Annotated in this window: 20 protein-coding genes; 10 read left to right on the forward strand and 10 right to left on the reverse strand. The window is 33.9% G+C overall.

All coding sequences use genetic code 11. The features are described 5' to 3' along the window. Positions 1–21: 21 nt before the first annotated feature. From ACFO3N_RS02675 to ACFO3N_RS02700, 6 genes are all read left to right on the forward strand, one after another. Positions 22–978, forward strand: coding sequence for a PorP/SprF family type IX secretion system membrane protein (locus tag ACFO3N_RS02675; protein WP_379795114.1), 957 nt, complete (start codon positions 22–24; stop codon positions 976–978). A gap of 158 nt (positions 979–1,136) precedes the next feature. Beyond that, a complete protein-coding gene (locus ACFO3N_RS02680; RefSeq protein WP_250834678.1) occupies positions 1,137–2,324 on the forward strand; it encodes a phosphoglycerate kinase in 1,188 nt (395 codons plus the stop codon). A gap of 110 nt (positions 2,325–2,434) precedes the next feature. Further along, on the forward strand, positions 2,435–4,252 hold the full coding sequence (locus ACFO3N_RS02685) for a LysM peptidoglycan-binding domain-containing protein (protein WP_379795115.1): 1,818 nt from the start codon (positions 2,435–2,437) through the stop codon (positions 4,250–4,252). Positions 4,253–4,298: 46 nt separating this feature from the next. After that, a complete protein-coding gene (locus ACFO3N_RS02690) occupies positions 4,299–5,267 on the forward strand; it encodes a DUF4837 family protein (RefSeq protein ID WP_379795116.1) in 969 nt (322 codons plus the stop codon). A 153-nt stretch (positions 5,268–5,420) separates the two neighbouring features. Next, positions 5,421–6,062 (forward strand): DUF1579 domain-containing protein, encoded by a 642-nt coding sequence (locus ACFO3N_RS02695; RefSeq protein ID WP_379795117.1) that lies wholly within the window; start codon positions 5,421–5,423, stop codon positions 6,060–6,062. Positions 6,063–6,213: 151 nt separating this feature from the next. After that, positions 6,214–6,660 carry a GNAT family N-acetyltransferase gene (locus tag ACFO3N_RS02700; RefSeq protein ID WP_379795118.1) on the forward strand — a complete coding sequence of 149 codons (447 nt, stop codon included), beginning with the start codon at positions 6,214–6,216 and terminating at the stop codon, positions 6,658–6,660. A gap of 109 nt (positions 6,661–6,769) precedes the next feature. On the opposite strand, the gene ACFO3N_RS02705 is transcribed toward ACFO3N_RS02700, so the two are convergent. The 4 genes from ACFO3N_RS02705 to rnpA all read right to left on the reverse strand — a co-directional run bounded on the left by ACFO3N_RS02705 (position 6,770) and on the right by rnpA (position 10,525). Then, on the reverse strand, positions 6,770–7,573 hold the full coding sequence (locus ACFO3N_RS02705) for an OmpA family protein (protein ID WP_379795119.1): 804 nt from the start codon (positions 7,571–7,573) through the stop codon (positions 6,770–6,772). Between the two features lie 3 nt (positions 7,574–7,576). After that, a complete protein-coding gene (locus ACFO3N_RS02710; protein WP_379795120.1) occupies positions 7,577–9,214 on the reverse strand; it encodes a S41 family peptidase in 1,638 nt (545 codons plus the stop codon). Between the two features lie 2 nt (positions 9,215–9,216). Continuing rightward, positions 9,217–10,050, reverse strand: a complete 834-nt coding sequence (locus tag ACFO3N_RS02715; protein ID WP_379795121.1) for a DUF4349 domain-containing protein — start codon at positions 10,048–10,050, stop codon at positions 9,217–9,219. Positions 10,051–10,120: 70 nt separating this feature from the next. After that, positions 10,121–10,525, reverse strand: coding sequence for a ribonuclease P protein component (rnpA, locus tag ACFO3N_RS02720; RefSeq protein ID WP_250834686.1), 405 nt, complete (start codon positions 10,523–10,525; stop codon positions 10,121–10,123). A gap of 125 nt (positions 10,526–10,650) precedes the next feature. On the opposite strand from rnpA, the gene ACFO3N_RS02725 reads away from it, so the two are divergent. The 3 genes from ACFO3N_RS02725 (at position 10,651) to ACFO3N_RS02735 (ending at position 13,303) form a co-directional block, all read left to right on the forward strand. Beyond that, a complete protein-coding gene (locus tag ACFO3N_RS02725) occupies positions 10,651–11,397 on the forward strand; it encodes a lysophospholipid acyltransferase family protein (RefSeq protein WP_379795122.1) in 747 nt (248 codons plus the stop codon). A 45-nt stretch (positions 11,398–11,442) separates the two neighbouring features. Beyond that, positions 11,443–12,438 carry an acyl-ACP desaturase gene (locus ACFO3N_RS02730; protein WP_379795123.1) on the forward strand — a complete coding sequence of 332 codons (996 nt, stop codon included), beginning with the start codon at positions 11,443–11,445 and terminating at the stop codon, positions 12,436–12,438. 211 nt (positions 12,439–12,649) lie between these two features. Continuing rightward, a complete protein-coding gene (locus ACFO3N_RS02735) occupies positions 12,650–13,303 on the forward strand; it encodes an HD domain-containing protein (RefSeq protein ID WP_379795124.1) in 654 nt (217 codons plus the stop codon). 664 nt (positions 13,304–13,967) lie between these two features. On the opposite strand, the gene ACFO3N_RS02740 is transcribed toward ACFO3N_RS02735, so the two are convergent. From ACFO3N_RS02740 to ACFO3N_RS02755, 4 genes are all read right to left on the reverse strand, one after another. Then, positions 13,968–14,093, reverse strand: coding sequence for a FeoB-associated Cys-rich membrane protein (locus ACFO3N_RS02740; protein ID WP_379795125.1), 126 nt, complete (start codon positions 14,091–14,093; stop codon positions 13,968–13,970). A 6-nt stretch (positions 14,094–14,099) separates the two neighbouring features. Next, positions 14,100–16,199 (reverse strand): ferrous iron transport protein B, encoded by a 2,100-nt coding sequence (gene feoB, locus ACFO3N_RS02745; protein WP_379795126.1) that lies wholly within the window; start codon positions 16,197–16,199, stop codon positions 14,100–14,102. Continuing rightward, positions 16,199–16,438, reverse strand: a complete 240-nt coding sequence (locus ACFO3N_RS02750; RefSeq protein WP_008465698.1) for a FeoA family protein — start codon at positions 16,436–16,438, stop codon at positions 16,199–16,201. The genes feoB and ACFO3N_RS02750 overlap by 1 nt, the downstream gene beginning before the upstream one ends. A gap of 103 nt (positions 16,439–16,541) precedes the next feature. Then, on the reverse strand, positions 16,542–17,207 hold the full coding sequence (locus tag ACFO3N_RS02755; RefSeq protein ID WP_095930204.1) for an SCO family protein: 666 nt from the start codon (positions 17,205–17,207) through the stop codon (positions 16,542–16,544). A 225-nt stretch (positions 17,208–17,432) separates the two neighbouring features. Between ACFO3N_RS02755 and ACFO3N_RS02760 the strand changes: the two genes are divergently transcribed. Then, positions 17,433–19,490 carry a M13 family metallopeptidase gene (locus ACFO3N_RS02760; RefSeq protein WP_379795127.1) on the forward strand — a complete coding sequence of 686 codons (2,058 nt, stop codon included), beginning with the start codon at positions 17,433–17,435 and terminating at the stop codon, positions 19,488–19,490. Positions 19,491–19,755: 265 nt separating this feature from the next. Here ACFO3N_RS02760 and ACFO3N_RS02765 read toward each other — a convergent pair whose 3' ends face one another. After that, entirely contained in the window at positions 19,756–20,154 is a 399-nt protein-coding gene (locus ACFO3N_RS02765; RefSeq protein ID WP_379795128.1) for a c-type cytochrome, read from the reverse strand. Between the two features lies 1 nt (position 20,155). Next, the gene (gene hemB / locus ACFO3N_RS02770) at positions 20,156–21,151 is read right to left on the reverse strand and encodes a porphobilinogen synthase (RefSeq protein WP_379795129.1); all 996 of its coding nucleotides are present in this window, start codon (positions 21,149–21,151) and stop codon (positions 20,156–20,158) included. Positions 21,152–21,360: the final 209 nt, after the last annotated feature.

Raw genomic sequence — 21,360 nt, forward strand, 5'->3', positions numbered from 1 at the left:
TATCTAAAAAATATTAATACAATGAAAAAGCTTATTTTATCCTTAGTACTCATGGCTGTAACAACAAGTTACAGCCAAGAGTTAAACCTACCGGTGTTTACCCAGTATTTAGCTGATAACCCTTTTATTCTTTCTCCTGCTTATGCTGGTATTGGAGATAATCTCCGTATTAGAGCCAATGGTTTAACACAGTGGGTCGGAATTAAAGACGCACCAGATAACCAGTCATTGTATGCAGATTTTCGTGTTTTAGATCGTTCTGGAGTTGGTTTGTCATTGTATAATGATAGCAATGGTAATACAAGACAAACGGGAGCCAAAGTTTCATTTGCGCACCACTTGATCTTAGATTATCGTACAGAACAATACCTTTCATTTGGTATTTCGTATAACATCAATACTTTTCGTTTAGAAACCAATAATTTTACGGGAACTGACGGAGGGATAACAGACGATCGTCGTACATCAAATAACAACTTTGATCTTAGTGCGCTGTATCGTAACAGAGGGTTTTATCTTAGTTTCAATGCCAACAACGTATTGAAAAAGAACATTAGTCTTGAGAGAGCAAACGAACCAGATCTTTTATCGAACTTTCAGGTATATTCTGGATTCACTTTTAAAGATGGTGAAAACAGACGTATCGAATACGAACCATCGGTTTTCTTACAGTACTTTGCAAATGACCAGCGTTCTACAACCGATTTTAACTTCAAATACAGACGTTACAATCGTTACGAAGATTACTATTGGATTGGAGTATCTTACCGTTTCTTAAATGACCAGTTCCCAAAACCTTTGGCAATGGGACCAATGGCTGGTTTTATGAAATCTAAATTCTATTTTGCATACTCTTACCAGTTAATGTTTAATGGACTTGGAACGTATAACACAGGAACACATTCCATCACAATCGGATTCGATTTCTTACAATCTATCAGTAACTGTCCTTGTACACAAAGTCCAGTTCACGATTAGACAAGTAATTTTTATCATCTTTAAGAATTATTTTGTTTGTTTTCATAATTTACAACGTTTTCGTTTTTATTAATGGATTATTTTTGCTTTTTTGAAATTTAGACTACTGTAAAAGTTCTATATTTGTTATTCTTTCAAAAAATTAAAAAAATTAGCAGATGAAAACTTTAAACGATTTCGATTTTAAAAATAAAAAAGCAATTATCCGTGTTGACTTCAACGTACCATTGGATGAGAATTTTAATGTAACAGATACAACACGTATTGAAGCTGCAAAGCCAACAATTGATGCTATTTTAGCTCAAGGTGGAAGTGTGATTTTAATGTCGCACCTTGGAAGACCAAAAGGAGCAGAAGAGAAATACTCTCTAAAACATATCTTAAAAACAGCTTCTGATATTTTAGGAGTTCAAGTAAAATTTGCTGAAAACTGCGTTGGAGAACCAGCTCAAACTGCAGCAAAAGATTTAAAACCAGGTGAAGTTCTTTTATTAGAAAATTTACGTTTCCATGCCGAAGAAGAAGCAGGAGATGTAGCTTTCGCTAAAGAATTAGCTTCTCTTGGAGATATTTATGTAAACGATGCATTTGGTACAGCTCACAGAGCGCACGCATCTACTACAATTATTGCACAATTCTTTGAAGACAAAAAATGTTTCGGAACATTATTGGCAAAAGAAATTGAAAGTTTAAATAAAGTTCTTAAAAACAGTGAAAAACCTGTAACTGCTGTTCTTGGAGGTTCTAAAGTTTCTTCTAAAATCACTGTTATCGAAAATATCTTGGATAAAGTAGATCACATGATTATTGGAGGAGGAATGACTTTTACTTTCATTAAAGCTCAAGGAGGAAAAATCGGTGAGTCTATCTGTGAAGATGACAAATTAGATTTGGCTCTAGAAATTTTAAGATTAGCAAAAGAAAAAGGAGTTCAGGTACATATTCCTGTTGATGTTATTGCTGCAGACGATTTCTCAAATAATGCAAATACTCAGGTTGTAGACGTAACTGCAATTCCTGACGGATGGCAAGGTTTAGATGCAGGTCCAAAATCTTTAGAGAACTTCAAAAAAGTTATTTTAGAGTCAAAAACAATTCTTTGGAATGGTCCATTAGGAGTTTTTGAAATGGAAACTTTCTCTAAAGGAACAATCGCATTAGGAGATTATATCGCAGAAGCTACAGAAAATGGAGCATTTTCTTTAGTTGGTGGTGGAGATTCTGTTGCAGCAGTAAAACAGTTCGGATTTGAAGACAAAATGAGCTATGTTTCCACTGGTGGCGGGGCAATGCTAGAAATGTTAGAAGGAAGAATTTTACCTGGAATCGCAGCGATTTTAGACTAAAATATCACAATTAACATTTTTTTAAACACTTTTCTTCAATAAAGGGCTTAGATTTGCAAAAATACAACTCTTGTAATAGATTGAATTACAGAATTTTAAAAAAATGTTATATGATTGTAAAAAAATTATCATTAGTGGTTTCCGCTTTCTTTTCCTTAGCAGTCTGTGCACAGGAAACGGCAAAGACAGATTTAGAACTGAAGCCAGAGGTTAAGCTTTCATATTTAGATTCTATTAAAAGCACATTCAAAAAAGATCATTTAGCTACAAAAGTAGATAGTCTTTGGATGAATGAATTAGTAAGTCTAGATATTTATGATGATCTGACCAAAGACATTCAAACCATTAACAAAGATGTTACGGTTGATGAAGAACTCCCAACCGAATTGCTAAAACAGCGTTTGGCGGCGATGAATCAGAAATCACCTTTTGAGATAGAATACAATCAAGGTTTAGAAAATATAATAAAGTCATTTCTTAAGAACCGTAAAAAATCGTTTTCTCGATTAATGGCTTTATCAGAATATTATTTCCCAATGTTCGAGGATGCTTTTGCCAAACAAAACGTTCCTTTGGAAATAAAATATTTAGCCGTTGTAGAATCTGCTTTAAATCCTAAAGCAGTTTCTAAAATGGGCGCTACGGGACTTTGGCAGTTTATGTACGGAACCGGAAAACAATATGCTTTAAAAATCGATTCTTATATCGACGAAAGAAGTGATCCTCTTAAAGCTACGGCGGCAGCTTCAGAATACATGACCAAAATGTTCAATATTTTTGGTGACTGGGAGCTGGTTTTAGCTTCTTATAACTCAGGTCCAGGAAATGTGACAAAAGCGATTCGTCGTTCTGGAGGAAAAACTAAATACTGGGACATTCGTAATTATCTTCCAAAAGAAACTCAAGGTTACGTACCCGCTTTCTTAGCAACAATGTACCTTTTTGAATACCACAAAGAACACGGAATCAATCCGGAAAGAGCTGTGGTTAAAAACTTTGAAACAGATACAGTAGCAATCAAAAATCAAATGTCTTTCAAACAGATTGCCGATTTGTTAGACATGCCACAATCACAGATTCAGCTTTTAAATCCGTCATACAAAATGGGAGTTGTTCCATTTTATCAGGGAGAACAGCATTTTATCAGACTTCCAAAAGATAAAGTAGCAACTTTTGTATCAAACGAAGAGCAAATTTATGCTTACGTAAAACACAATACAGAATTTAGATCGACATCTTCTAGATTAGCTGTAAAATATGCTCCAAAAGCAAAACCTGCAACAGTTAAACCTGCTGCGATTGATAATGGAGATTTCGAATTTTATAAAGTTAGAAAAGGAGATAATTTAGGTGCAATTGCTTCTAAATATAATGTGAGCATTGGCGAGATAAAAAAATGGAATAATTTAAAAACAAATGCCGTTGCAATTGGCAGAAGTTTAAAAATTAAATCGGAAGAGCCAACACCATCAGCTATTAAAGCAAATGCAATTGTAGATAAAAAAGAAGAAGCAATCGCAGCTGCTGAAAATAAAGAGAAAACAGCAGTCGATGTGGACTATGTTGTAGTAGCTGGAGACAATTTAGGTAGCATTGCAAAGAAATTCGGTACGACTATTGCGGAGTTAAAAGAACTTAACGATTTAACTTCAAATAACATTGGTTTAGGAAAAACACTTATTATTTCTAAAGCAGCAATAGTTATAGAAGAGCCGGCTTCAACAGCAATTGCATCAAACTCGGTTGATTCATTCAAGAAAAAAGCACCTTCTAAAAACGTTAGTGAAGATTATTACGTTAAAAAAGGAGATTCTTTATACAGCATTTCTAAAAAATATCCTGGAGTAACAATTTCAGATATTAAAAAATGGAATGGTATTAAAGATGAAGATATTAAACCGGGAATGAAACTTAAAATAAACGGATAATAGAAAAATCTTATTAAATTTGGGTTTTATTTCATAAATTAAAAAAATGAATAAAACCCATTTTTTATTGCTATTAATTCCATTTTTCCTGACTTCTTGTTTCAAAAGTGAAAAACAAAGTGAAACAGTTTCTGGAAAAACCAATACCATTTCGGTCATTATTGATGATCAGTTGTGGTACGGAGAAGTAGGCGATAGTATTAGAAATAAATTTGCCTCACCGGTTCTTGGACTTACTCAAGAAGAGCCACTTTTTACCATTAATCAATATCCTGCGAGATTGCTTGAAGGTTTTGTTACCGACAGCCGAAGCATCATTGTAGTCAAAAAAACAAACGCAGAGAAATTCGAAATCATTCGAAGCACAACCCTTCCTCACAATACTTTTCGCATTTACGGAAAATCGGTAGACGATATTATATGCAGTCTTGAACTGAACGCACCGCAAATAATCAAAATTATTCACGATGCCGAAATTCAGAAAATTCAAGAAGATAACAGCGCTTCACTGTTGAATAAAGCTATCATAAAAAACAAATTCCACATCAATATTCAAATCCCGACAGGATATGAATACATGTTGCATAAAAAGAAATTCATTTGGCTTAAAAAGGAAATTATCAGTGGTAATACCAGTTTATTAATTTACCAGATTCCGTTATATAATTTCAAGAAGAAAAAAGATGTTGTAAATGCTATTGTCAAAATGCGTGATTCAATCGGTAAATACATTCAGGGACGCGAACCCAATACACAAATGATTACAAGCGAAGCTTACGCACCCTATTTCTCAAAAATAATGTTGGACAATAAAGAAGCCTTCGAAACAAAAGGAACATGGGAATTGAAAAATGATTTCATGACTGGACCATTTATCAATTATGCCATTATAGACCCAACCTTTAATCGTGTTTTGGTTATTGAAGGATTCTCTTATTCACCCTCACATCAAGAACGCGATCTAATGCTGGAACTTGAAGCCATTATTAAAACAGTCAGAATAGACAAACGATAGGTAGTTTTGTTTTTTGTTTCAAGTTTGAAGTTTCAAGTTTCTTTGCGGTTCAATGAGTTCAGTATGTCAACATGAAACATGAAACGTGAAACTTCAAACTTGAAACAAAAAATTTCGTACTTTTATTCATAACAAACATAAAAACAATTAGTTATGAATAAATTAACCACAATCTTAGCAATAATAACCTTGTGTTTTATTTCTTGTAAAAAAGAAGTGAAAGAAGAAGCCACACCTACAACAGCGACAGATTCTATTAAAACGGAAGAATCAGTTGCCGAAGCGCCATTAGATTCTGCAGCCCAGATGAAAGCTTGGCAAGAATATGCAACACCTGGAAATCCGCATAAAATACTGGCCGATGAAGTTGGAACATGGAATTGTGATATGACATTTTGGTCGGATGCCAATGCAAAACCTGAAAAAGAAACTTGTGTAGCCGAAATCAAAATGATCTTAGGCGGACGTTTTCAAGAAGCAACTTATAAAGGAACTATGATGGGACAGCCATTTGATGGTAAAGGAACAGTAGGCTATAATAACGCGAGCAAAGAATACGTCTCCACTTTTATTGATAATATGGGAACTGGAATGATGATTGGCAGAGGAAAGTATAATGAAAGTACTAAGAGTATAGATTACGACGGAGAAATGGCCGATCCCGTAACAGCAAAAAATACCAAGTACAGAGAAGTTTACACCATCGTAGATGCTAAAACCAGAAAAATGGAAATGTACGATACAAAAAACGGAACTGAATATAAAAGCATGGAAATCGTAATGACGAAAAAGTGATTTTCTAGTTAGTTACAAAGATGCAAAGACACAAAGGTTTATTCTACAAGATATAGCTTTGTGTCTTTCCGATTTAAATAAGAAACTTTAGCACAGCTAAAAAAATATATAACTTAGCGCCTTCGCGCCTTTGTGGCAAAAACAAAGAAGAATGGAATTAAAGTGGAAAATAAAGCCTTTTGAGGCATTAACTGTTCATGAGTTATATGATTTGCTCAGATTACGAAGTGAAATCTTTGTAGTCGAGCAAAATTGCGTTTATTTGGACCTTGATGGCAAGGACAAGAAAGCATTACACCTTTTAGGAGAATTTGAAGGTGAAATAGTGGCTTATTCGCGCTTATTTGATGCCGGAATTAGTTTTGACAATGCTTCTATCGGAAGAGTAGTTGTAGACGCCAATTACAGAGATAGAAAATGGGGACATGAACTAATGCAGGAAGCCATAGCTGGAATTAAATCTAATTTTGGAAAAGATAAAATTACCATTGGAGCTCAATTATACTTGAAGAAATTCTACGAAAGTCACGGTTTTGTTCAAACCAGCGAAATGTATCTAGAAGATGATATACCGCATATCGAGATGATTAGAGAATGATTAAAATGAAGTAAAAAATCCGCAAGGATTTTTAGAATATTCCAAAAAGTAAAAAAAACTTAGAATCTTAGCATCTCAGTATCTCAGTATCTTAGAAGCTTAGAAAAAACTAAATTTTAGTAATCACAAACTCCACCCGCCGATCGTAATTATCGCCTCGGCCTAAAGGATATCTATTGCCGCATCCAATATAGGTCATGCGGCTTTTGGATACTTTTTTAGACATTAGATAGTGAAAAACAGTTTTGGCGCGATTCCAAGAAAGTCTTCTTTCTTTAGTAGCTCTATCAATTCCGTCGCTGTAAATTTCAGGTGTGCAGCAAACGTGTCCGCGTATTTCAAAATTTAAGTTTCGATGATCTTGAAGCGTTGTCGCAATTTTATCCAGTTCTTTTTTAGAATTAGGAGTTAGTTTGGCACTTCCAATTTCAAATAAAATAGATTCCAGACAAACTTTATCGCCTACTTTTAACTTGTCTTTAAAAGAAGTGTGAATTCCTTTTCCGAAACTATTCTTCTTAACCACAATTAAGTCAACCCGCCGATTTCGGAGACGTGTTTCGTACAGATTTTCTATTGTATCTGCTTTTACGACAACACGTCCTTTTCCTTCCAGAATTACAATTTTACTTTGATTGAACCCTTTTTTGATCAACAGATCCTGAATCGTATTCGCTCGATTGTTTGACAATCTAAAGTTGTATTCATCATTTCCGCGATCATCACAATAGCCATAAATCTGTATAGACTCTACTTTAGAAGTGTCTATGTTTTTTATAAAATTAGAAACCACACTGATTTGCTTTTCTGTCAAATCATACTTGTCGAATTCAAAATAAATAGTCTCAACAGGTTTTTGTTGTGCGTTTACTGTATAATATGAAAAAAGAATCAGAGCTAGAGTTATCTTCATTCACTACATTTTTAAAATCGTCTTATATTCTGTCTGGTTATTTAATACGCTAACTGCTCTTTTAATTTCAGAATTGTTTTTTAAGTAATACTGATACAAACCTTCCTGATATTGGTATCTTTTAATCAATTCTTCCAAAATCATGTTTTTAATCTCTTTTTGGTTTTTATCTAGTAAAGTAGTTTCGCTTTTTTCTAAAGCATTTAACAATTGCTGATATTCGGCAGTAATGGTCTCGTCTATTTTTTCTTTTTTAGCTGCAGCTAAAGTATTTTTCAAAGCCACTTCAGTTTCTGTGTCAAAAGTGATTTTGTTGGTTTTTAAGTATTGTTTGAAAGCTGTATAATCAGCATCAGTCAAAGTTGGAATCTTATCTCCTAAATTTGGATTTTTGTAATAGTATGTTGTGGCATAATCAAAAACACCATCATTTTTGATTAAAGCAGTAGCAATTGAACTGGTTTTTGCTTCTTCCAATTCTATGTCTGGTAAAACTCCTCCGCCATCATAAACAGTTCTGCCTTTTCTAGTTTTAAAAGCGTTATAGTTTTTGGCATCCGTTTTTTGCGCTACGCCATTTTTGTCTTTATGTGCATAATCCAGAGCCTGAATACATCTTCCTGAAGGCGTATAATATCTTGAAATGGTTACTTTTAATTGAGTTCCATAAGTTAAATCAACAGAACGCTGTACCAAACCTTTACCAAAACTTCTGCTTCCTAAAACAACAGCACGATCCAAATCTTGCAAAGCACCCGAAACAATTTCTGAAGCCGAAGCACTTCTTCCATTCACCAAAATCGCCAATGGAATTTCAGTATCAACTGGTTCCTTCTGTGTTTTATAAGTATTATTGTGTTTTTCAATTCTAGATTTAGTCGTAACAATTACTTCATTCTTCGGAACAAACAAATTGCAGATATCAATGGCTTCGTTCAATAAACCACCAGGATTTCCTCTTAAATCCAAAACAATTTGTTTGGCACCGTCGGCTTTTAGTTTTTCCAATGCGTCTTTAACTTCGGCAGAAGCTTTTCTGCTAAAATGTGCTAAAACTATATAACCCGTTTTGTCATCAATTTTTCCGTAAAAAGGAACCGATTTAATATCTACTTCATCCAAAATCAAAACAGTAGTATTTGGTTTTCCTTGGCGAAGATATTTGATGTTGATTTTCGTGTTTTTTGTTCCTTTCAATAATTGAGAGGCATCATCTTTAAAATCAGCAATCAGCACATCGCCAATCTGAATAATTTCGTCACCCGCTTTTAGTCCAGCTTTATCTGCAGGATAATTTTTATACGGCTCGCGAACAACCAAACGGTCTTTTTTTCTTGAAATCAAAGCGCCAATTCCAGTATATTCTCCGGTATTATTGATTTTAAAGTTAACAACATCTTGCTCATTAAAATAAACCGTATACGGATCTAGACTTCCCAACATACTTTTGATTGCTTTGTCCATCAAATCTCCAGGATTGGTTTCGTCAACATAATTGGTATTTACGGCTTTAAACAAAGTGGTGAAAATCTCAATTTGTTTGGCAATTTCAAAAAAGTCTTCTTTAAAACTGGTTCCAACAAACAACATTCCCGCCGCAGCGACTGGTATAATAAATTTCTTCTTGAAATACGGATACATGATTATTCTTTTTTTCTTCTTTTTAATCTTTTTCTAATAAAATAGGCTAATACAAAAAATATAATTACAAACGGCCAAACGCTAATTAAGGAAATTAAAAAATCAGATAGACTAAAGAATCCCGATTTAACAGCAGCCCAAAGTTTTGAACCGTATGATATTTTAACACCTTCTTTTTCTGCCACCGTCTTATAAAAGTCTATAGTGACAGTGCTTTCAGAGACACGACTTTCTAAGTATTTCAGTTGCCCTTCTTTTGATTCTATTTCTTCGCGAATAGCTGAAATTTGTTTTTCAATTTCTAAAATCTCACTTACTTTAGTCGCTTTCTGTAAGATTTGCAGATAACGTTCTTCGAGTTTTTTCTTCGTATTTAATCTTGAAGTTAAATCAATAAATTGTTCTGTTACATCTTCTGCAGATATATTTTTAACTTCAAAATAAGAAACTCCTTTTGAAACATTATTTATAAAACGATCAAAATTCTGGCTTGGTACTTTTACAGTAAGACTTCTGTAAACACTGTTGTAATCTTTTCCTTCAGAATCATTTACGATTCTTGCCTTGTTGTCTAGAACTGCTTTTTGAATTTGATTGAAAGTGTTTTCAAGATTATCAGTTTGGAATCTTAGTGACCCCTGTTTAATTATTTTCTTAGGAATCTCAGATGAAGATTCGTTTAAATCTTGATCTTTTTTATTAGACTCGCTCGCTCCAGCAGGTGGAGGAGGAGGAACCATTACAGCGCTTACAGCAATATCTTTGCTGTAAGCTTCAGATTTACTACATCCAGAGAAAATTAAAACAATAAGGGATAAAAAGAAAAGTTGACGCATAAAATTTCAATTTAGAGCTAAAACTACGATTTTTTTGTCTAACTTGATTAATAATCTTACGTTTTGAAATTTACGCTTCTGTTTTCGTATCAGAATCTTGAGGTTTGTTGATTTGAGCTGCAAATTTCTCAAATAATTGAATCATTTTAGTATTGATTTCTTCGTAGGATAAACGGTCTTTGGTCTGATAAAAAAGCATTATAGAATATGGTTGATCCAGATTATCTAAAAGTAAATGTTTGTTTAATCGATAGGTTTCTCTCAAAACTCTTTTGAAGTAATTTCGATCAACCGCTTTCTTGAAATATTTCTTAGAAACCGAAACGCCAATTTTGGTTTGTTCTTCTGAATTTGCTTCCGCTTGACGGTAGACCAAACGAAGCGGATATTTGGACACCGATTTTCCATTAGAAAACAGTAATCCAATTGTCGTTTTGCTTTTTAAACGCTCGTTTTTAGGGTAAGTAAAGTTCATTTAATTCAGAAAAAATTTGCAAATTCTAGTACAAAGGTACAATTAAACCATAAAAACAGTTATTGTTTTCAATTTTAATAAGTCTAAAAATATATTTACTACTTTTGCGCATTAATTTTTGAAGCATGGAAAAAATTATTTCTTATCCCATATCGGTAATTTACTATTTATTATTTGGTTTGTGTTTGGCTGTTTTTCATCCAATTCAGTGGATTTGTTTAAATGTTTTTGGTTATCAGGCTCACAAAAAAAGTGTTGATTATTTAAATTTTTTCCTTTTAAGATGTACCAATCTTGTAGGAACAAGATATACGATTGAAAATAGAGATACAATTCCAACAGGTGTACCGATTATTTTTGTGGCAAATCACCAAAGTATGTACGATATCGTGGCAATGATTTGGTACTTTAGACGTTTTCATTGTAAATTTGTAAGTAAGAAGGAGTTAGGAAGCGGAATTCCAAGTGTTTCTTTTAATTTGAAATACGGAGGATCTGTTTTAATTGACCGAAAAGACCCTAAACAAGCGATACCCGTTATTAAAGGCTTGTCTGAATATATCGAAAAAAATACAAGATCTGCCGTTATTTTCCCAGAAGGGACAAGAAGTAAAACGGGAGTACCAAAAGAATTTGCGCAAAGCGGTTTAAAAATTTTATGCAAATATGCACCATCTGCGTATGTTGTACCGGTAAGCATCAATAATTCTTGGAAAATGGTAAAGTTTGGTTTTTTTCCTGTTGGTTTAGGAAATCACTTGAAGTTTACAGCTCATAAAGCTTTGGCTGTTAAAGATTACAAGTTTGAAGAGCTAATGGAGATAACTGAAAAAGCAGTTAAAGAAGGAATAAATGAATATAAACAAGTTTAAGTTTTAGTCCGAGCTAAAACGTACAACTCAAATCTATAATAAGTAATGTCTATAAAAAACATTAGATTAGAAGTAATGCAGTTTTTGGAAAAAAACGTGGATAGCTTCGTTGAACAGTATTTAATTCCAGTGGAAAAAATTTGGCAGCCGTCGGATTTCTTACCAAATTCTCAAGGAGAAAACTTCTTTGAAGAGGTAAAAGAATTACGCGAGATTGCTAAAGAACTTCCGTACGATTTCTGGGTTACGCTTGTTGGTGATACTATCACTGAGGAAGCCTTGCCTACATATGAGTCATGGTTAATGGATGTTGAAGGAATAGATCAGCAAGAAGGAAATCAAGGAAACGGTTGGGCTAAGTGGGTAAAACAATGGACGGGAGAAGAAAACCGCCACGGAGATCTTTTAAATAAATACTTGTATTTGTCTGGTCGTGTGAATATGCGTGAAATCGAAATGACGACACAGCATTTGATCAACGACGGTTTTGATATTGGAACTGGAACTGACCCATACAAAAACTTTGTATACACTAGTTTTCAGGAATTAGCAACTTATGTTTCACACAATAGAGTAGCGCAGATCGCTAAGAAATTTGGCGATAACAAGTTGTCTAAAATGTGTAAAATGATTGCAGGTGATGAAATGCGTCACCACCATGCCTATAGCGAATTTGTTACTAGAATTTTCCAAGTAGATCCTAGCGAAATGATGTTGGCTTTTCAATACATGATGAAGCAGAAAATTGTTATGCCGGCTCACTTCTTGAGAGAATCTGGTCAAAAAATAAGCACAGCTTTCGAACAATTCTCAGATTCAGCACAACGTATTGGTGTTTACACTGCAAACGATTATGTTGAAATCATGCAGAAATTAATCAACAAATGGGAAATTGATAAAATTTCTAATTTGACTGATGAAGCAGAAAAAGCTCGTGATTACTTAATGAAATTGCCATCTCGTATGGCCAAAATTTCTGAAAGAATCGTAATCCCACAAGAATCACATATCTTCAAATGGGTAGAACCTGCGAGACTTTAAATTTTAGATTTTAGATTTTCTTGAGATGATTTTATAAAGCTTGTCCTCCTGAGCGAAGTCGAAGGATCATGTTAAATGTCTTTCGAATGAGATTTATAAAATTTGGAATTTCAAAAAACGCAACATTGTTGCTTTAAAATATATTTGTTGGTTGTTGGAGATTCAAAATCTTTGACAATCAACATTTTTTATTAACTGTAAAAACCTCTATATGAGCGATTCACAACTGATTATTAAAACCATTGCTTTTGTTAAAGAAAAACTAAATGATGCCGAAGGCGGACATGATTGGTTTCATATTGAGAGAGTTTATAAGAACGCAATTTTGATTGCCAGAGAAACAGAGTGCGATCTTACAGTGGTGCAATTGGGTGCTTTATTGCATGATATTGCCGATAGTAAATTTCACAACGGAGACGAAACAATTGGACCAAAAACAGCAAGAGCGTTTTTAGAGGAAGAAAATGTTTCTGATGGCACTATTGCCCATGTTGTCAAAATCATTGAAAATATCTCTTATAAAGGCGGAAATTTCGAAAGAAATTTTTCTTCTGTCGAATTGGATATTGTTCAAGATGCTGATCGTCTTGACGCAATTGGGGCAATTGGAGTTGCAAGAGCATTTAACTATGGAGGATTTAAGAACAGAGCTTTATACAATCCAGAGATTGAGCCCGTGACCAATATGACAAAAGAGGAATATAAAAAGAACAATGCTCCAACCATTAATCATTTCTACGAAAAACTTTTACTGCTTAAAGACAAAATGAATACCGAAAAAGGAAAAGAAATCGCGGCAGAAAGACATCACTTTATGGAAACTTTCCTTGCCCAATTCTATGCGGAATGGGAAGGATTGAAGTAGAAATTTCATTCAGATCATAAACATAAAAACGGCTCTAGATTAGAGCCGTTTTTTATTTTGATATAGTTATACAGAATTATAGTCAGGGTTTTAAAAAGCACATTATTACAAAAGCGCATAAAAAACCAATTGAAAACCATAGTATCCTAGTTATGTTGATATTTCTGATCATTTCCCTTTTTTCAAACCTTGTCATTTCAAATGTATTTTAATAATTCAAAAATAATTTTACTTAAGGTGCTAGGGTGCCTTGAAAAGCTTTTAAAACATTATAATAAGGCATTTTTTAATCATAGTTTTTGCTTTAAGTCAAAGTTACAGTCTATATTCTTTATTCCTTATTCTATATTCTTAATTAGATAAAATCGAGAAAAAATTAATGATGATGTTTCATTATCAAATAAGTAATAATTGTTGCACAGAAAAAACCTATTGCAAACCACAGTAAGCGGGCAACTCTGTTGTCTCGTATTACTTCCATTCTATCTTCTGGTGTCATTTTTTAATAAATTTAGAAGACAAAAATAGTTTTAGAAAATATACTAATAAGCTATTGCAGGTTTTTAAAACAACAGAATAAGACATTTTAGCTCATAAAAAAAGCCATTCAAAATGAACAGCTTTTTTATTTTGTATCTATTAACCTTTGCTCCTTTGTCACTTTTTACGAACATCCACAATCGGTTCCATTACCGCAGTCTTTTTTCTTTTTTGATTTAAAGAAGAACTTTTTAATCAAAAAAGCAACGGCAATTCCTAATATGGCAAAGGCTATTATTTCCTGAAACATAACTTTTTATTTTAAAAGTTGATACGCAATTAATGCGGTAAAATAAGCGAGACCACTCATTAAAAACAGTTGCATTGCAGGCCATTTCCATGAATTGGTTTCTTTTTTGGTAATCGCCAACGTACTGGCGCATTGCATAGCAAAAGCATAAAATAGCAATAAAGAAATTCCGGTTGCGAAATCAAATACTTTTTTGCCTGTATCTGGCCAAACTTCTGCCTGCATTTTGCTTTTTATAGTCGATTCGTTATCGGTATCGCCAACACTATAAATGGTTGCTAGCGTTCCTACGAAAACTTCGCGGGCAGCAAAAGAACTGATTAAAGCAATTCCGATTTTCCAATCGTAACCCAAAGGCTGAATAGCTGGTTCAATAGCGCGTCCCATTAATCCAATATAGGAATTCTCTAATTTTTGAGAATTGACTTCATTTTCAAACTGAGTTTCGTCTAAAGTTGTATTAACAAATCTTTCTTTCACAATAGTTTCGGCTTCGTTGAATTCTTTTCCAGGCCCGTAAGAAGCCAAAAACCAAAGAATAACCGATATCGCCAAGATGATTTTACCCGCACCAACAATAAAAGCTTTGGTTTTTTCTACTACATTGATTCCAACATTTTTTGGAAGTGGCATTTTGTAACTTGGCATTTCAACAACAAAATATGTTTTTGAGTCTAGTTTTAAAACCTTATTCAAAATGTAAGCCGATAAAATGGCCATAAAAAAGCCTAAAACATAAAGTGACATAAGTGTTAATCCTTGAAGATTTAGCACTCCAAAAACTCTTTTGCTCGGAATAACCAATGAGATAATAATCGCATAAACAGGTAATCTTGCCGAACAAGTCGTGAATGGCGTTACTAAGATCGTAATAAGGCGTTCTTTCCAGTTTTCAATATTTCGAGTTGCCATAATCGCGGGAATTGCACAGGCAGTTCCAGAAATTAAAGGCACGACACTTTTTCCTGAAAGTCCAAATCGGCGCATGATTTTGTCCATTAAGAATACGACACGACTCATATAACCGCTTTCTTCTAAAATCGAAATGAATAAAAACAAGAAAGCAATCTGCGGAATAAAAATAATAACCCCACCAATTCCAGGAATAATTCCTTGCGAAAGTAAATCGGTCAAAATACCACTTGGCAGTTCTGCTGCAACCCAGCTGCTTAAAGAAGCAAAAGTGCTATCAATGAAATCCATTGGAATAGTTGACCAGCTGAAAATCGATTGGAAAATCAAGAATAAAATAGCAAAGAAAATAAAGTAACCCCAAACTTTGTGCGTTAAAACGCGATCCAATTTTGCTCGGATATCTTTCGCCATCGAAGCATCAATCTTTAAACCTTCTTTTAAAACATCATTGATAAATTGATATCTTTTGATGGTCTCTTTCTGTTGTAAACGTTTTAATTCTGAATGGGATTTGGTAAAAGTGCTTCGGATTTCATTACGGTCTAAATTCAAGAAATTGACATCTTGCGTAATTACCAGCCACAATTTATACATCAATTGGTTTGGAAATGCTTTTTGTAATTTTTCAAAGTATTCAGGATCAATCACAGAAGCATTCAAACAAGGTTCGTGCGGAAGTGTTTTATAAGAAACAATTAGTTCTTTTAATTCTTCAATTCCTAAACCTTTGCGGGAACTTACTAACGCAATTTTTGTTTTTAGTTTATCTTCCAAATACGGAATATCCAAAGAAATTCCTTTACGTTCCATACGATCTGACATATTGATCACCAAAATCGTCGGAATTTCAAGGTCTTTGATTTGAGTATAAATCAGTAAGTTTCTTTTTAGATTTTCGACATCTGTTACAACTACTGCAACGTCTGGATATAATTTGTCGTTTTTATTTAATAGAAGTTCAATAACCACACTTTCGTCCATCGAACTCGCGTTCAAACTATACGTTCCAGGTAAATCTAAAATATTAGCTTTTACGTTATTAGGTAATTTGCAAAATCCTATTTTCTTCTCAACCGTGATTCCTGGATAGTTTCCAACTTGTTGTTTCAGGCCTGTTAATTGATTGAAGACAGAGGTTTTTCCGGTATTGGGATTTCCGATAAGGGCAACATTGATATTTTGAACACTCATTACAAATTGGTTTTGATAAGTTCAACTTCAATTTCACGAGCTGTTTCAATACGGATTGCAACATGAGAACCATTAATATCTAAATATAACGGATCACCAAAAGGAGCAACCTGAAGCAATTCAACTAAGCTGCCAGGAAGACAACCCATTTCTAATAATTTAAGTGGAATAAGATCGATATCAAAATCTTTGATAATGGCTTTTTCGCCTTTTTTCAGAGTGTGTATTGTATTTTGCAAGCTTATTTAGATTGAATTTAGATTGCAAAAGTAGGCAATTATTCTTTATTTCAAGGCATTTAACACTTCCACAAATGCTAAATGTTTCTAAAAATAAGGGATTTTACTCTTGAGAAAGAAATTCGATGTCTTCTAAAAGACGTTTTACATCTTCTTTATTTGTTCCGTCATAAAAACCTCTAACTCGTCTTTTTTGATCGACCAAAACAAAATTCTCCGTATGTACCATATCATAAAGCTGATCTGGTCTACCCAATTTCACAGCCAAATACGATTTTCTAGCCATAGTGTAGATTTCTTTTTTGTCTCCGGTAACCAAGTTCCATTTGCTGTCCACAACCCCATATTTAATGGCATAAGCTTTTAAAACCGAAACACTGTCAACTTCAGGAAAAACAGTATGAGAAAGCAACATTACTTTCGGATTGTTTAAAACTGCTTTTTGTACCTCAACAAGATTAGTTGACATTTTTGGGCAGATCGATCCGCAAGTGGTAAAGAAGAAATCGGCAACATAAATTTTTCCTTCGTAGTTTTTCTGGGTAATGGTATCGCCATTTTGATTGATAAAAGAAAAATCGGCAATAGTATGGTATTTGCTTTTATATTGAACTGTACTATCTACCAATTCAGGATTTACATCGGCTGGATTGTAAATCGGAAGCGTTTTTTTTGGTTTTAATGCAGAATAAAACAAAGATATCGTAACAACCGAAAACACTATTAGAACAATGAAGAATTTGCGGTATTTATATAAAAGCGATTTCATAAAAATAATTTGGCGCAAAAATACAAAAAGCAGATTCTAAAAACTTTACTGGATTATTTTTTTAACAGGCTTTTGTAACTTTTGCCAGTATCTGTAGACATATACTCAATGTTTAAGTTCTATTTGTGAAATTTATCCGTCTTTTTGACTGTACAGTTAGAATTTTAACATAATTTTTGAAATAATAACAATATGTTTGTATTTTCCCTTAAACTATAATTTTTTATGAAAAAACAATTTGCTAAACCTGTGTTTGGTGTGATATCTGCAATGTTTGCAATTACCGCAGCCCAAGCTCAAAATGCTCCAAAGGAACCAGGTATTAATGTTTCGTACATGAATACAAATATTAGCCCAAGTCAGGATTTTTTCAAATATGTAAACGGTACTTGGCTAGAAAAAACAGAAATCCCGAGTGATCGTACGACATGGGGAAGTTTTAATGAACTGATTAAGAAAACTGACAAAGATGTTATGGCAGTTTTGCAGGAGGCTTCAAAAAATCCAAAGTACAAATCGAATACAGATCAAGGAAAAGCGGTTAATCTGTATAATACTTACTTAGATTCTATTGGAAGAAATAAAAAAGGAATCGAGCCATTAAAACCATATCTGAAAAAAATTGACGCAATTAAAAACATTGCCGATGTTCAGAAATATTTGGTTGAAATGGAAAAAGAAGGAAATGCTGGATTTTTCGGAATTTACATTGGAGCTGATGATAAAGACAGTTCTAAAAACTCTGTAAATTTAGGCCCAAGCCAATTAGGACTTTCAGATAAAGATTATTATACTTCTGATGACAAAGATTCTAAAGAAAAACGTGCGAAATATGAATTGCATGTTGCAAGAATGCTTCAGTTTATTGGAGAATCTCCAGAAAAGGCAAAACAAAGCGCTGCCGAAATTTTAGCTCTTGAAACACAATTGTCACAACCAAGATTAAACAGAGTTGAAAGAAGAGACAGCCGTTTGCAATACAATCCAATGACAGTTGCTGAACTTCAAAAATTGACTCCTGCTATTAAATGGAACGAATATTTTGCAGGTTTAGGAATTACTAATTTACAGAATGTAATTGTTTCTGAGCCTAAATATATGACGGCTTTAGAAACTGTTTTCAAAGAAAATAAAGTTGCACAATGGAAAGAATACCTAAAATGGGATTTATTAAACAATTCTGCAAGTAAATTGACAACAGCAATTGATCAAGCTAATTTTGATTTTTACAGCAAAACATTAAGAGGTGCAATTAAACAGCTTCCGGCTGAAGAAAGAGCATTGAATGTTGTTAACGGAAATGTTGGTGAAGCTCTTGGAAAACTTTATGTAGAGAAGGTTTTTCCAGCTGAGGCTAAAACAAAAGCTCTTGATATGATTCATAATGTTATTACGGCTTACCAAAACCGTATTAACAATTTAACTTGGATGTCTAAAGACACTAAGGCAAAAGCAATCGAAAAGCTGAACAAAATAACGATTAAAGTTGGATATCCTGATAAATGGAAAGATTATTCGGCTTTAGAAATTAAAAGCATTGCAGAAGGAGGAAGCTATTTTGAGAATTCTAAAAACTTAGCGTTATGGAGATTTAAGAAAAGCATCGATAAATTGTCTAAACCAGTTGATAAAACAGAATGGCATATGTCGCCTCAAACGGTAAATGCTTACTACAATCCATCTTATAACGAAATTGTATTCCCAGCTGCAATCTTACAACCGCCTTTCTATAATTATCAAGCTGACGAAGCGGTTAATTATGGTGGAATTGGTGCTGTAATTGGTCACGAGATTTCGCACGGATTTGATGATTCTGGTGCACGTTACAATGCAGAAGGAAATTTGGTTGACTGGTGGACAGAAGATGATTTGAAACAATTCACTGCTCTTGGAACAGATTTAGCAAATCAGTACAGTGCTCTTGAGCCGTTGCCGGGAATTCACGTTGATGGTAATTTTACTTTAGGTGAGAACATTGGAGATTTAGGCGGAATCAATGCTGCTTATGACGGTTTGCAATTGTATTTGAAAGCTCATGGAAACCCAGGTTTAATCGACGGATTTACTCCAGAACAGCGTTTCTTTATTTCTTGGGCTACGGTTTGGAGAACAAAAACTAGAGACGAAGCGATCAAAAATCAAGTGAAAACAGATCCGCACTCTCCAGGAATGTACAGAGCTTACGTTCCAATTCAGAATGTTGATGCTTTCTACAAAGCTTTCGATATCAAGAAAGGTGATAAAATGTATGTTGAACCAGAAAAACGAGTTAAAATCTGGTAATCAATTTTAATAATTCAAAAAAAGGGCGGTTCCGAATTTCGGAACCGCCCTTTACTATTTTGAGATAATCAAACGATGTTCCGTAGGAACATTTCAGAAAAAAAATATTGATGATCCCAATTATTAACGTTCCGTAGGAACGTTTCATTTGGATATAAATTTTAGCCGTCTAGCATATCAAACGTTCCTACGGAACGTAAATGCATTATAACATAATTTTCTACTACCGATGAAATTTTCCTACGGAACATAATCTGATCTGTGATTATTTTAAATGACTGTAAATGTATGCTTCAATTGCTTTTAATTCATCATCAGACATGGCCTGAGTAATAGCAAAATTGGTTTTCATAACCTCAAACTGACTTGGGTCAACAATTGGTTCTGCATTTCCCTTTAAGAAAGTAACGATATTGCCATTTTTATCTTTGTAGATTTTGGCAATTTCTTTAATGCTTGGGCCAATTACTTTTTGATCTGGCTGATGGCAGGCAAAACAATTTCCAGTGCTTTCAAAAAGTTGTTTTCCTAATTCTTCTGGAGTTTTGGCTTTCGCCGATTCGCCTTCAGAAACCGATTCTGTTACTGTAGTTGCAGCTTCGGAACTTTCTTTTTTACAAGAAGCAAAAGCTAAAACAGCAGCTAAAAATAAAACCTTTTTCATCTTATTTCTTTAAAAGTACTGCTGCTTCTTTAGCAAAATAAGTCGAAATAAGATTGGCACCCGAACGTTTAATGCACATTAATTGTTCCATCATAATCTTGTCATGATCTAGCCAGCCTCTTTCAGATGCCGCTTTAATCATGGCATATTCACCAGAAACTTGATAAACAGTTACAGGAACATGTACCGTATTTTTTATTTCGCGAACAATATCCAAATAAGCAATTCCTGGTTTTACCATAACCATATCTGCGCCTTCTTCAACGTCAGACAACGCTTCTTTAATCGCTTCTATACGGTTTGCATAGTCCATTTGGTATGTTTTTTTATCTTTTGGAACCACAACATCAGCTTCTTTTGGAGCCGAATCTAAAGCATCTCTAAACGGACCATAAAAAGCTGAAGCATATTTAGCAGAATAACTCATGATGCCAACATTCTGAAATCCAGCAGCATCTAAACCTTCGCGAAGGCGTAAAACACGTCCGTCCATCATATCACTTGGCGCAACAAAATCGGCACCAGCTTCTGCGTGAGAAATGGCCATTTTTACCAAAGCATCAACTGTGCTGTCGTTTTCTACATCGCCATTTTTTATAATTCCGTCATGACCATAAATAGAATATGGGTCTAATGCCACATCTGGCATTACGATCATTTCTGGACAAGCTGCTTTTATGGCGCGAATGGCTTGCTGCATTAATCCGTTAGCATTCCAAGCTTCTTTTCCGGTATTGTCTTTTAGGTCTTCGCTAACTTTTACATAAATATTTACGGCGCGAATTCCTAAATCAAAAAGTTCTTTTACTTCTTCAACTGTTAAATCTATTGATCTTCTGAAGATTCCCGGCATTGACGGAATTTCAACTTTTACATTTTCGCCTTCAGCAATAAACATTGGAAACATAAAATCCGATGGACTTAAACTGGTTTCACGAACTAAAGAACGAATGGATTCATTTACTCTTAATCTTCTGCCTCTTTGTAATGGGAACATATAATTTTAGATTTTAGATTTTAGATTTTAGATTTTAGATTTTTTAGTTGATTTCTTTGAAACTCAGACTGAAAAGCTATTTCTAAAACTGCAGTTGTTTTTATTTTTTTTTGAAGTTTATCTCACTTTTTAATGAGTGGCGCAAAGTTAAAGAAAAAGGAACAAAATAAGGCGTTTGGCTTGTTGTAGAATGAGTTAATATTATCTAA

Source organism: Flavobacterium chungangensis (assembly GCF_042654045.1).
Lineage (GTDB): Bacteria > Bacteroidota > Bacteroidia > Flavobacteriales > Flavobacteriaceae > Flavobacterium > Flavobacterium chungangensis.